This is a genomic window from Bacillus sp. KICET-3 (genome assembly GCF_033261025.1).
Taxonomy (GTDB): domain Bacteria; phylum Bacillota; class Bacilli; order Bacillales; family Bacillaceae; genus Bacillus; species Bacillus sonorensis.
The window spans coordinates 1,043,923-1,056,138 of record NZ_CP137345.1 but is presented as its reverse complement, the minus strand read 5'-3'; the positions used below and the strand labels follow the sequence as shown (position 1 = coordinate 1,056,138).

The following is a 12,216-nucleotide window of genomic DNA, read 5'->3' as shown; positions in this document are numbered from 1 at the left end:
CTGTCCCTTGAAAAGCCCGGCGCCTTCAAAACGTTATGTATAAAGAAGAAGAGCCTGCTGTTTTTAGAAGCAAGCTCTTCCGCTTCTATTGTGTTCGTGTCGGAGTGGAGATGTTCGTCAGCGCCTGTCCTGCTGATTCGTTTGACAAATCGTTTACAGCAAGGTCCCCAAGCGCGACAATACCGACTAAATGATTATTTTCCACTATCGGCAGGCGGCGGATTTGGCTTTGGGCCATAAGCTGTGATGCTTCCTGAAGGCTCATGTCCGGATTGCCGGATACCACATTTGTTGTCATAACCTCGGAAACCGGCGTCTGGCCATCCTGGCCTTGGGCTGTCGTTCTGAGCGTGATGTCCCGGTCGGTGATCATTCCTTTTAATACTCCCTGGTCAACGACAGGAATCGCTCCGACGTTATGCTGGCTCATGAGCTCTGCCGCTTCTTGAACCGTCTGATTCGAAGAAACCGTTGCTACCTGCCTTGACATAGCATTGCTGACAGTGTTCAATAAACTGCACCCCTTTCGGTTGTTAGTATGTACAATCATCAACATGATAACAAGGAAGTTGACACCAGCCATTGTGTTTTTCGCTTTTTTCCTTTATAGTCTTTTCATAAAAAAAGAGCCCTTCCATTAGGAAAAGCTCCTTTGAACCGCGGGCTCCGCCGGTTTACATCAGCAGTTGTATGCCCTGTTTTTCACTGTCGGTATTCACGGGAAAAAAATCAGATGATGTTAATGGAAAATACAGGCCGCAATCATTCAGCTTTTTGCTGCTTTTATCAAAAAGCTCACGGTCTTTTAAAACCCACTGGCGTTTTGGTTTTGTCAATAATGTATGAATCAGCTGCAGACTTGTGATGATCTGAAACGACTCATCCAATGTTCCCTTGTATTCGTACTCTTTAAAATCAAGTGCCCCTTGCTGTTTCAGTTCTTTAATTTTTTGCTTGTTAAAGTACAAAGGAAATACTTGAAAAAGCTCTGAAGCGAGCTCTTGAATATAGATTTCCTGTTCTTCGGTTGCCGCTTTAACAATACGCATATGAATCACCCTTCATCCCTTGTAATCTCTTCAAACAGAATAGCATACTAAAACTCAAGGCTGTGAAGGTAAGTGTTTCCTGATGGCTGAAAAGCTTTTGAGAGAAAGGAGAGTAAAAATGAACCAACAAAACCGCGGATTGACTTTCCTGGCCGGGAGCAGGCATGACGGCGAACATTTGTTTTCTTTTTTGAAAAAAGAGGCGAAAGCTTCAAAACCGGTCATTCAATATTGGACAGCGAATCAAAAAATAAAAATCAATCATAAAGCGGCTGCTCACAACCAGCAGCTGAAAAGCGGGGATAGAATAGACATCGATCTAAGAGAAGAGGAAGAAAGCGGCGTCATTCCCGAATATGGCGAGCTGCATGTCTTATTTGAGGACGATCATATGCTGATCGTCAATAAGCCTGCGGGAATCGCCACCCATCCTAATGAAAAGGGGCAGACAGGCACGCTTAGCAATCTTATCGCATTTTATGACCAAACAAACGGAACAGAACGAAAAATCCGCCACGTCCATCGGCTTGATAAAGATACGAGCGGTGCAGTCGTATTCGCAAAGCATCGTCTCGCCCACGCAATCCTGGATGAGCAGCTGCAAAAAAAGGAACTGGCGAGAACTTACCTCGCCATAGCGGAAGGAAAATTGAAAAACAGAAAAGGGACGATTAAAGACCCGATAGGAAGGGATCGGTACCATCCTGCCAGAAGAAGGGTCTCCCCGACAGGACAGGCAGCGGTCACCCATTATACAGTAAAAGGTTATCATCCAACATACGATGTTTCTTTATGCGAGCTGCGGCTCGAAACGGGCAGAACCCATCAAATCCGGGTCCATCTTGCCCATCTCGGACATCCCCTGTCAGGCGACGAGCTGTACGGCGGTTCAACAGGTCTTTTGCAAAGACAGGCGCTGCACGCCGCAGAAATCAGCGTTACCCATCCGATCAGCGGGGAAAGGCTGACTGTCAACGCTCCGCTGCCGGATGACTTCAAAAACGCTGCAATACGGATATTTGGAACAGATTTGCCAATATGACACAAAAGGATGATCCGTTATCATTGGATCATCCTTTTTGATCAAGCCGACTCCAGATCGGCGTTGCGCTCATGCTGTCCTCTTTTCTTGCCAAGCGGAGAGAGTTTCCGTTCCAGCCAGCTCATGAAAAGATCGGCGATCATCGCCATGAGGGCTGTCGGGATTGCTCCCGCCAAAATAATCGCCGTTCCATTCGTGGCGTTTGAGCCCCTGACGATGATGTCCCCGAGACCGCCGGCTCCGACGAACGTTCCTATCGCCGTAATTCCGATGGCAATGACGAGTGCGGTTCTTAAGCCCGCCATGATGACAGACAATGCAAGCGGAAGCTCCACCATCCGGAGCACCTGGAATTTTGTCATCCCCATCGCTTTGCCGGCTTCTAGATATGCGTGTTCAATACTGACGATTCCTGTATAAGTGTTTCTAATAATCGGCAAAAGCGAATAAAGGAACAGCGAGACGATGACTGTATTCGCTCCGAGGCCGAGTACAAGCATCAAAACGGCGAGCATCGCCAATGCCGGAATCGTCTGAATGACATTGGTTACGGCAAAAACCCAGCCGCTCAGTGTTTTGTAGCGGGCGATGAAAATCCCAGCCGGAATGCCGGCGGCTGCCGCAAACAGGACGCCGTATGCGGACATCAGGAAATGCCGGTAAAACTCCTGCAAAACATAGCCGCCGTTATGCGCATAATACGTGCCAAGCTGCTGTAAAACATCCATTCCGTTTGATCCCTCCGTTTCTATTCAAAATAATGATGCTTTTCCAGAAACTGTTTCGCAACAACAGACGGCTCCTTGAGCTTTCCGTCGACTTCATAGTTCAGTTCCTGCATCGTTTCCGTGTCAATTGTGCCGATCAGCTGATTGATGACGCCTTCAAGCTCCGGATGCTCTTTCAGCACCTTCTCGGGCACGACAGGCGAACAATCATACGGCGGGAAAAACCGTTTGTCGTCTTTTAAAATTTTCAGATTGTAAGCCTTAATCCGCCCGTCGGTTGAATAGGCGAGAACGATGTCCATCTTTCCGTTTTTCACCGCATCATAGACAAGTCCAATCTGCATCGGGTATGTGGAACCGAATTTGATGGCGTAATCTTTCATAAAAGCACTGTATCCGTCCCCTTCCCTCTTCATCCAGTAATTATCGACGCCAAGCTTGTATTGGGATGCGTATTTTTTTAAATCAGATATCTTGTCGAGGTGGTGTTTTTCCGCCAATTCCTGTGTCACAGTAAAAGCGTACGTATTATCAAATCCGTATGAATCAAACCATTTCATTTGATATCGTTTTTTGAATTCCTTTTGCGTCAGCTTGAGCGCCTTTTCAGGATCTTTTTCAGGTTTCATTCGCAGCGTTCCCGTCAAGGCATCGCCGGTATAGCGGGTTGCCGCCACATCGATTTCACCCTTTTGCAAAGCCTGCTGCTGCACGGCGTTGGACCCCAGGTTTTTGATCGTTTCTGTTTGTAAATCCGTGTTGTGTTCAATCAATTGAGCGAGGATGCTTGCGATAATTTCCGATTCGCTCATGCTCTGTGCGCCGATTTTTATCGTTTGGCCAGAATCCCCTTTTAAACCGGGGAGCGCGCACCCGCTGAGGACAATGCAGACGGCAGCGAGCAGAATAACCTTTCCCCTGACATATTTCATAACCATATCAGCCAACTCCTTATGAAACTTCTTTCAGCCCTTTTAGTCCATCCGGCGTCACTTTTCGTTCCGCCTGATGCAAAACAGCGTCGGTAACAATGGCGAGAAGCGTGACAGGCACGGCGCCGCCGATGATATATTCCGGCTGATATAAATTAAGCCCGATAAAAATGTAGTCGCCAAGACCGCCGCCGCCGATAAACGATGCAAGAGTCGCCCAGCCGATCAAGTATATTGCAGAAGTCCGGATGCCCGCCATAATGACCGGAACCGCAAGCGGAAGCTCTACAAGGCGGATCTGTTCCCATGCAGTCATACCGATTCCTTTTCCCGATTCCAATAAATTGCGGTTCACACTTTTAATGCCTGTATACGTGTTTCGTAAAATCGGTAGGACTGAATAGAAAAATAAAGCGGCAATTGCCGGGACTTTTCCAACCCCCAACAGCGGAATAAAAAATGCCAAAATCGCAAGGCTCGGCAGCGTCTGAATAATATTCACGACAGCGATGGCAATGCCGGCTCCCTTCTTCATTCTCGTCAGCAAAACGCCGAGAGGAACGGCAGCTATGATTCCGAGAAGTAAAGCGATAAGCGAAATATAAAAGTGCTCCCATGTTTTATCAAGCAGTTCGGCGCCGTTTGCCCGCAAAAAGTCAAGAGCCTCAACCAAATGAAGCACCCCCCGCCCCAAGCAGGTTTTCTTCTCCCCAAATCGATTCATATACGATCTCAACAAGGCTTGCTCTTGTGACAATCCCGGCGAGGCGGTTGTTTTCATCAACAACGGGTACGTATTTGATGCCCTGTTTTAAAATTTTTCGGACTGTATCGCGAAGAAGCTCATGTTTCTTTACGGTATAAATGTCGGTATTGACAATCTCTCCGACCAGTTTTGCCTTTCTGCGCATCTGATCGATGATTTCAACATCGACATACCCTTTGAGCCGCCGCTTTTCATCGATGACCAGCAGCGAGTCTACCCGGTGCCGCCTCATGATTTGAATCGCCTCTGACAAGGTTTTGCCCGCTGTTACCGTGACAGGATTGACATTCATAATCTGTTCCACCCGTTCAACTTCAGGGCTTGATTGAATAAGTCTGTCTTTTCCGATAAATTCTTCGACAAAATCGTTTGCCGGATACCTTAAAATGTCATCGGGAGTGCCGACCTGGACGATTTCGCCGTCCTTTAAGATGACAATCCGGTCCGCAAGCTTTATGGCTTCATCCATATCGTGCGTGACAAAGACAATGGTTTTGTTTAAAGTTCTCTGCAATTTCTTAAACTCTTCCTGAAGCGCATCGCGTGTAATCGGGTCAAGAGCGCCGAACGGTTCATCCATTAAAATGAGCGGCGGCTCGGCGGCGAGCGCCCGCAAAACGCCGATTCGCTGCTGCTGGCCTCCGCTCAGCTCGTGCGGATAGCGCTCCAAATACTCCGGTCCCATATCAACCAGTTTTAACAATTCGCGCGCCCGCTCTTTCCGCTTTTCCTCGGGCCATTTCAGCAGCTTGGGAACGAGTGAAATGTTCTGCTGAATCGTCATATGCGGAAAAAGTCCGATTTGCTGGATGACATAGCCGATCTTTCGGCGGAGCTTGACGGCATCCTGCGCCATAATATTCTCACCGTCAATGTAGATGTTGCCTGATGTCGGTTCAATCAGGCGGTTGATCATTTTCATCGTCGTCGTTTTTCCGCAGCCGCTCGGACCGATGAAACAAATAAATTCACCTTTTGCTATGTCCAGATTAATGCTGTTTACAGCCTTTTTGCCTCCCTTATACACTTTTGAGACGTTTTCCAGTTTCAGCAATAACTGCACCTCCACAAATTCATTAAAAACATTAAATTTGTTAAATTTATTTTTATATTTTCAGAAAAATTTAACGTTTATATTATAAATGAAAGAATAGAAAACCAAAAGTTGATTAAGTGCCCATATTAGATGTGAAAGATTTGTGAACCTATGTGACCTCCGCTCAACTGCCATATCCTTATGTTTCCTCCATATTCCTTTGGAATCCTCTTGAACTAAGCATTTTGTCACCGCTGCTCCACAGGGATTTTAACCATAAAAAAAGGCTGCCAGTCACCTGACAGCCTTTGCTTCTAGAGCGGCTCCGCATATATGATATAGCGCTGAGGGGCGTTTCCCACATAAGAGAACGGATAGCACGTTGTCAAAATCAGTTCCTCTTTTTTGTTTTGCAGCGTGATGATCGATGTATCATCTTGATCTACGATTTTCGTTTTGACGATTTTGTACGCAAAACGGCCATAAGGCAACTCGATTTGCAGCTTGTCCCCGAGTTCCAGCTCCCCTGTTCTGCGAAACACGGTGTCCCTGTGCCCTGAGAGAACGATTTGCCCGTTTTGCTCCGGATAATAGCTGCCTTTGTAATGTCCGACGCCTTTGGCTAAATCATCGGCGCTCGTGCCTTCAACGATCGGCAATTCCGCCTTTAATCTCGGAATGTACAAAATGCCGACGGCTTCACCAGTGACCGGTTGAAAAGATTCGGCAGATGTATCAGACTTGCCGTCTATGGCCACGGCTTTTTTGGCCTCTGCCAGAGAATCTCCAGTCTGCCGGTTCATATCGTATATTTTCCAGCCGCCGTACACAATGATAAGAAAGCCGGCGGCCATAAGCAAAATAGAAAAAAATTTCATTTTCATAGATTGGCTGACCCCTTTTTCCATATATAAACGAACATACCACAGATAAACAGAAGTATACCAAATAAGAGCGGATTGTAAAGATTTGCGGCAGTATTCGGAAGAAAGCGCTTCACTGGTTCGTCATCGTATCTTTTCCCCGGAAATATTCCACTCTGATCTTTTCGTTTTTCTAAAGCCTTTAGGCCACTGTCGAAAGCCCCCGTCTTTTCATGGGGAGAGACTGTTCCGCGGCCGCTTGCATCAGCATCAGCTTTTACACCATGGCCGGGCAAAGATCCGCCTGTATCATCGGCTGGCGTTTCACCGCCGTCGCCATTTCCCGGATTTTCTCCAGTGCCGCCGTCCGCCCCGACCTTTTTAATCCTGCCTTCCGCTTGATAGGAAATCGGTTCTTTAAAGCTCTTCACAAATTCCACAGTCGCTTCGATATCTTCCGGTCCTGTCACCGGACGCTTTCCGAGCCGGGAAATCGGCTCATACTTTTTTCCGGAGGCAGATGCCATAAAGTCATTGACGGTTATCGTGTAAGTCCGGTCTTTTTCTATCGGCGAACCGTTTTCTAAAAAAATGTCCGCCGTTTTGTTTGTTTTCGGGTCCCATGTGTATGTAAATCCGCTGATACTGTAGTCTGGACCGTACACCGGAGAAATTTGCGCATCAATGATGTCATACAAATCCTTTCCTTTGATTTCAAGCGTAACGAGCACATTTCCGAACGGCTGGATGTTGAATAAATCCCCCCATGTAATCGGACCTTTTTTTAAGTCCTGGCGGATTCCGCCGCCGTTCATCAATGCGAAGTCAGAATTCATCGCCCGCTTCATTCCGTCGGCGATTAAATTTCCGAGCGGTGTGTCTCCATCGTTTGAATAGCCGCCTGCCATGTCATGAGCCGCTTCTCCGACCTTTTCGCCGATGATCGGGCCGACGATCCGTTCATATTGATCTAATAAGCTTCTTGTCGCCGGATCGGGTTTGATATTTTCCTGGTTTACATATTCGATATCTGCTTGTTTTCGGACAATATCTTTCGTGTTTCTGTCGATTTCCACGTCGACCACGCCGATGGCTTTGCCATATTCAGAGGCTTGAACAATTAAAGCGCCTCCGGTTTCCCCGTTTACTTCCTCATGGTTATGCGCAGCGAAAATCACATCTACTTCAGGGTCCGCCTTGTTTGCGAGCTCGGCGGACTCACCCGTTACGGCTGTACCATTCTGTGATGCTGTCATATGGGCAAGGACGGCTATTGAACGAACGCCTTTTGCTTTCAGTTCATCAACAGCCAGATTGACAGCTTTCGTCTCATCCGTGAATTCAATCTTCTTTATTCCATCAGGGATCACCATATCGGCGGCAGACCTTGTGACAACCCCGATAAAAGCGACCGGGACGCCTTCGACTTCAAATATCTGATAGGGCGGCAAAAAGCCGGCACCGCTGCTTTTTAATTTACAATTGGCGCAGACGAGCGGAAAATCCTGTCCGTCATAGCCTTTTGTTCCTTTCCCTTCAGGATGCTCCCCTCCATTAAGAATGCGGAGCAGTTCATCAGCGCCTTCATCAAATTCGTGATTTCCGACCGTGCCGACATCAAAGCCGATTTCCTCCATGATGTCGACCGTCGGTTCGTCCTGAAGCAAGGATGATACAGGCGAACTTCCGCCGATCATGTCTCCCGCATGGACAAGAAGCGTATTTTTCCGCTCGGCTTTTCGTTCTTTCAGCAGAGCTGCGGTGTAGTCCATCCTGCCGAAGGTTCCGTCCGTATGCCCGTCGCCGTTCAGATCAAGCTGATATTGCTGGTCGATTTTTCCGTGAAGATCATTCATGCTTAAAAGCCGCAAAGATATATTTCCACTATTCTCTTTCTTTGTATATCCTGCATCTTCGGCTTCTTCAGGAGAAGCGAAAAAGATTCGTTTTTCAACGGGAACTTCTCTCCATTTTTCCGGTGTGACATATGTTTTGTCTGCTGAATCTCCCACATACCTCGTCAGCCCTTTCCCCTGTTCTCTTGCCCGAAATTCAAACGGCAGTTCAATCAGCGGGTCAGCGGGGTTCCAAATGCCGAGCTGATCGTCTTTCGCTTTTTTGACCGCGTGTTGGAACAGTTCGTAATCCTTCTCATCGCCGACCGGCCAAATGAAATATGTCGAAGCCAGCCCCTTTTTGACCAGCTCGAGATTCGTATTCAAGCCGTCCTCTGTGATGACTTGGGCGAGGAGCCTGCCGTAGCTGTCTTTTGCTTCCTTGCCGACCTTTACCGTCACCTTGTCCCCCGGAGACAAAATCGACTGCAAATAGGTTTTTGCGCGGTTTCCGTGCTTTAGCTGATTTTCATCCCGTTCGTTTTTAGGCGTATGATAGGTTTCAGGTGTATCCATATTGACATAACGAACCTTTGTCGCGCCAAGCACAGGTTCCTTTAAATGTATGGTATCTCCGTCAACAACACGGTCTACGACGCTTTCATATTCTCCTTCTGAAACAGGCGGCGGATCATCTGTACCGTCCAGCCGTTTGATATCCTCCTGTTTTCTGGGCAACAGCTGTAATGCGTTATAGCGGCTTAATATCCCTGTAATCTCAAACCATTTCCCTTGTTCGATCAGGCCGGCGGCATTCGTTTGTTCCATCACGCGCAGCGTCAGCTGGTTGTAGTTCTGGTCGATCATCGTCATGTTGTAGCCCCCGCCTGCTGGAGTATCGGGTTTTCCTTCGATGAATCCTTTTATTTTCACAAGACTTCCTTCATATCGATCCGCCTGTTCGGCACGTGTTAATTCTTCAATTGCCAGCGAATGCGGATCAGGAACAGCCGCTCCTCCGTCCGATACTTTTATGCCATCTGGAACGGGAATGATCTCTGTCAGCCCTTTATAAGTTGTGATTTGTCCGGTGACTGAAACATCCATTCCCTCTTTCAGCTCCGGAAAATTGGCTTGGGAAGATGAAAAAATGTTGATTCCCGCCGTATCGTCCTGAATAAATGTTGACAGTTTTCCGCCGCCGATCGCTGATTGGTCCGCTGTGACGACTCCTTTAATCGTAACGGTTTCATGCAGGCGCTTGCGGGCATCCGCTATCGGCATGGCATAAGGCCGGGTAGGGGCACCGCTATCTTCTGCAAGCTTGATGGATTGAACAGATGTTACACCCGGAGATTGAAAATACGGAGAAAGGACTCCTTTGACAGACAGTTTTTTGCCAATCAGATGCGGATTGGTTTTTAAACCGAATTGGCTTCTGAATGCTGTGGGAATTTGTACGGGAAGGATATTCTCAGGAGATCTCTCCTCTGTTTGATCAGCGATGGCCAAGTTGAAATCATTCTGAAATGGACCGCTGAAATGAAAGTTTCCTTTTGAAACGGTATGGCCGACGACATATCCTTCAACAGTGGCATGCCCTGAGTTGTTGCGGATCGCCTCTTTTACGGTTATCGGCTGCTGTTCCGCTCCCTGCACCGCCTCTGCAAACGGTGCGAAAAATGGCGCCTCCATTAAACATGCGATCACAGCCAATGGCAGCAAACGGATTTTCAGGATATTGCCCATCGATTCGCCCCCTTTTTATTCTTCCAGTCCAATTTATCTCATCAATATAAAGACCATATTGTCCTTTTGTAAATATTTCAAAAAAGAGTGAGAACAGGGCTGACCTTATTCTCACTCTTTCATTGGAAGCTTCAATGTCACTATTGTTCCTTTACCTTCATCGCTTTCAAAGTGAATGCTTCCCCCGTGGTTTTCGATAATCTTAAAGGTAACCATCAACCCTAAGCCCGTTCCTTTTTCTTTTGTCGTATAAAAAGGCTCCCCCAGCTTATCAAGCACTTCTTTGGAAATGCCTTTCCCCTGGTCTTCAAAGGTGATGAACACGCTGTCTTTTTCCTTATACGAACGGATCGAAATCACCCCTTCGGCATGTTCCATCGCTTCGATTGCATTTTTAAGAAGATTGAGGAAAACCTGTTTGAGTTCATTTGAGACACCGTAAATATCGGGCAGCCCGTCACTTAACTTTTTCTCGATCCGTACATTGTTCAGAACGGCCTGCGATTCAAGCACCATGCAGACATCTTTGATAAGCGTGTTTACCTGAACGGGATCAAATGTGGCCGATTTTGTTTTCGCCAACACCAGAAACTCGTTGATGATCGCTTCAAGTCTGATAAATTCTGACATCATCACCTCGGCATAATCTTTCTGATATTTTTTTGTTTGAATCATCAGCTGGAGAAATCCTTTCAGCGATGTGAGTGGATTGCGGATTTCATGGGCTATGCCCGCAGCAAGCTGGCCGATGGCAGACAGCATTTCCGATTTCATGAGCATTTTTTCAGACTGTTTCTGATTTGTCATGTCTTCTGAAATCTGCAGGATTTGCTGCACATTACCGAGGCTGTCTTCCACAGGAATAAGCGAGACCTTCTCCCAGCGGTCACGGCCGTTCCCATCCTGATAATGAAGCTCTCCTGACCAAGGTTTCTTTTCGATGGCGCGTTCCCAATGGGCGGGAAGTTCGCTCCATAAAAAATGTTTTTCATATAAAGCAAAAACGTTTTCACCGATCAGCTCGCACTGCTCTTTTCCGATCAGCTTACAAAACCGTTTATTGGCATATTGGACGACTCCATCAACAGAAGCGATAATCATATTGGCCGGACTTTGTTCAATTGCTTGTGCGCTGATATGAAGCGCCTCATTCGTCATTTTCAGCTCGGTGATGTTGGAGAATGTCATTAAGATTCCTTCTGCTTTTTGGCCTGTATCGGACGGAATCATCTTTACCGCATACCAGTCTCCGTTTGACGCTTCCATTTCCTTTTGAATCGTTTTTTTCTCATAGAGGGTCGTTTTTAAGTCTGCGGCATAATCATCATATTCGAACAGTCCTGAAAGATCGCCTATCGGTCTGCCGATGTCCCGCTTCCTCAAATGAAACGCCTTTGCGGCTTCAGGTGTGTATTGTTTCATTCTAAAATTCCGATCGAGCATAAGAGCGTTGATATTCGTATGAAGCAGGAGGTGGTCCATGTCATCCTTAACAGCGTTCAGCTCAGCAATTTTTCTTTCGAACGTCTGATTGGCCGCCATCACTTCCCTGTTTGTAGACATAAGCTTTTGATTGGCGGCAATCAATGCCTTATTTGATGCTTCAAGTTCTTTTATCGTCCGGTAAAGATCTTGAATATCCGGATGTGACTGATCCTCATCGCCTTCTGTTAATGCCTGCTTGTTTTTTTGCGTGTTTGCTTCTTTAATAAAAAGGACGTAAAGCTTGTGATATTGACGGAAAAAACTTTTCAGCTTCAAATTGACAAACGAGAGCTTTCCATTCATATAAATAGGAACATTTTCGAATTCCGTTTCCCTTTTTTCGCTTTTCGCCTTTTGCAAAGCTGCGCTGACAGGAACGGAAAGACTGGCCGGAAAGGCGCAGCTGATGCTCCCTTTTGAACATTTTAAAAATTGCTCCGCATTGTCTGAAGACGCCGCAATTTCGCCTCTGTCATTGAGAATCAGGCAAGGAAATAAATACTGGTCGATTAATGACAGATAAATATCATCCAGTTTGTGAAATTCACTTAGTTCATGGATTTTTTTATATACATCCGCTTGTACCTTAGGATACACAGTTTCGGTATCAGCAAATAAACCTGATAATTTTCCAAGTGTTTCACTTGAGCCCGGCATATAAAATCCTCCTTTTCTAAGCGCTAAATCAAAAAAGGGTAAACACCTTTTTTCGCATATCATGTTGAATATCA

At 46.7% G+C, this 12,216-nt stretch carries 10 protein-coding genes; 1 reads left to right on the top strand and 9 read right to left on the bottom strand.

The window, feature by feature from the left end:
* Positions 1 to 85: 85 nt before the first annotated feature.
* Positions 86 to 490: a CBS domain-containing protein gene (locus tag R5H20_RS05230; RefSeq protein WP_373870162.1), complete on the bottom strand. Its 405-nt coding sequence runs from the start codon at positions 488 to 490 to the stop codon at positions 86 to 88.
* 184 nt (positions 491 to 674) lie between these two features.
* Positions 675 to 1,049, bottom strand: a complete 375-nt coding sequence (locus R5H20_RS05225) for a DUF5365 family protein (RefSeq protein WP_006636590.1) — start codon at positions 1,047 to 1,049, stop codon at positions 675 to 677.
* 118 nt (positions 1,050 to 1,167) lie between these two features.
* Between R5H20_RS05225 and R5H20_RS05220 the strand changes: the two genes are divergently transcribed.
* Positions 1,168 to 2,091: an RluA family pseudouridine synthase gene (locus R5H20_RS05220; RefSeq protein ID WP_040347902.1), complete on the top strand. Its 924-nt coding sequence runs from the start codon at positions 1,168 to 1,170 to the stop codon at positions 2,089 to 2,091.
* 41 nt (positions 2,092 to 2,132) lie between these two features.
* Here R5H20_RS05220 and R5H20_RS05215 read toward each other — a convergent pair whose 3' ends face one another.
* The 7 genes from R5H20_RS05215 to R5H20_RS05185 form a co-directional block, all read right to left on the bottom strand.
* A complete protein-coding gene (locus tag R5H20_RS05215) occupies positions 2,133 to 2,819 on the bottom strand; it encodes an ABC transporter permease (RefSeq protein ID WP_006636588.1) in 687 nt (228 codons plus the stop codon).
* A 20-nt stretch (positions 2,820 to 2,839) separates the two neighbouring features.
* Positions 2,840 to 3,751: an osmoprotectant ABC transporter substrate-binding protein gene (locus R5H20_RS05210; RefSeq protein ID WP_373870161.1), complete on the bottom strand. Its 912-nt coding sequence runs from the start codon at positions 3,749 to 3,751 to the stop codon at positions 2,840 to 2,842.
* A gap of 19 nt (positions 3,752 to 3,770) precedes the next feature.
* Entirely contained in the window at positions 3,771 to 4,475 is a 705-nt protein-coding gene (locus R5H20_RS05205; protein ID WP_373870144.1) for an ABC transporter permease, read from the bottom strand.
* A complete protein-coding gene (locus R5H20_RS05200) occupies positions 4,417 to 5,571 on the bottom strand; it encodes a betaine/proline/choline family ABC transporter ATP-binding protein (protein WP_006636585.1) in 1,155 nt (384 codons plus the stop codon). The genes R5H20_RS05205 and R5H20_RS05200 overlap by 59 nt, the downstream gene beginning before the upstream one ends.
* Before the next feature lie 296 nt (positions 5,572 to 5,867).
* Positions 5,868 to 6,437 carry a class D sortase gene (locus R5H20_RS05195; RefSeq protein WP_006636584.1) on the bottom strand — a complete coding sequence of 190 codons (570 nt, stop codon included), beginning with the start codon at positions 6,435 to 6,437 and terminating at the stop codon, positions 5,868 to 5,870.
* The gene (locus R5H20_RS05190; RefSeq protein ID WP_006636583.1) at positions 6,434 to 10,000 is read right to left on the bottom strand and encodes a 5'-nucleotidase C-terminal domain-containing protein; all 3,567 of its coding nucleotides are present in this window, start codon (positions 9,998 to 10,000) and stop codon (positions 6,434 to 6,436) included. The genes R5H20_RS05195 and R5H20_RS05190 overlap by 4 nt, the downstream gene beginning before the upstream one ends.
* A 111-nt stretch (positions 10,001 to 10,111) precedes the next feature.
* On the bottom strand, positions 10,112 to 12,142 hold the full coding sequence (locus R5H20_RS05185) for an ATP-binding protein (protein WP_006636582.1): 2,031 nt from the start codon (positions 12,140 to 12,142) through the stop codon (positions 10,112 to 10,114).
* Positions 12,143 to 12,216: the final 74 nt, after the last annotated feature.

What these genes read in the sequence shown, in the direction of transcription:
- R5H20_RS05230 (WP_373870162.1), bottom strand. Translation starts at nt 490, where the DNA reads ATGTCAAGGCAGGTAGCAACGGTTTCTTCGAATCAGACGGTTCAAGAA.
- R5H20_RS05225 (WP_006636590.1), bottom strand. Translation starts at nt 1,049, where the DNA reads ATGCGTATTGTTAAAGCGGCAACCGAAGAACAGGAAATCTATATTCAA.
- R5H20_RS05220 (WP_040347902.1), top strand. Translation starts at nt 1,168, where the DNA reads ATGAACCAACAAAACCGCGGATTGACTTTCCTGGCCGGGAGCAGGCAT.
- R5H20_RS05215 (WP_006636588.1), bottom strand. Translation starts at nt 2,819, where the DNA reads ATGGATGTTTTACAGCAGCTTGGCACGTATTATGCGCATAACGGCGGC.
- R5H20_RS05210 (WP_373870161.1), bottom strand. Translation starts at nt 3,751, where the DNA reads ATGAAATATGTCAGGGGAAAGGTTATTCTGCTCGCTGCCGTCTGCATT.
- R5H20_RS05205 (WP_373870144.1), bottom strand. Translation starts at nt 4,475, where the DNA reads ATGAATCGATTTGGGGAGAAGAAAACCTGCTTGGGGCGGGGGGTGCTT.
- R5H20_RS05195 (WP_006636584.1), bottom strand. Translation starts at nt 6,437, where the DNA reads ATGAAAATGAAATTTTTTTCTATTTTGCTTATGGCCGCCGGCTTTCTT.
- R5H20_RS05190 (WP_006636583.1), bottom strand. Translation starts at nt 10,000, where the DNA reads ATGGGCAATATCCTGAAAATCCGTTTGCTGCCATTGGCTGTGATCGCA.
- R5H20_RS05185 (WP_006636582.1), bottom strand. Translation starts at nt 12,142, where the DNA reads ATGCCGGGCTCAAGTGAAACACTTGGAAAATTATCAGGTTTATTTGCT.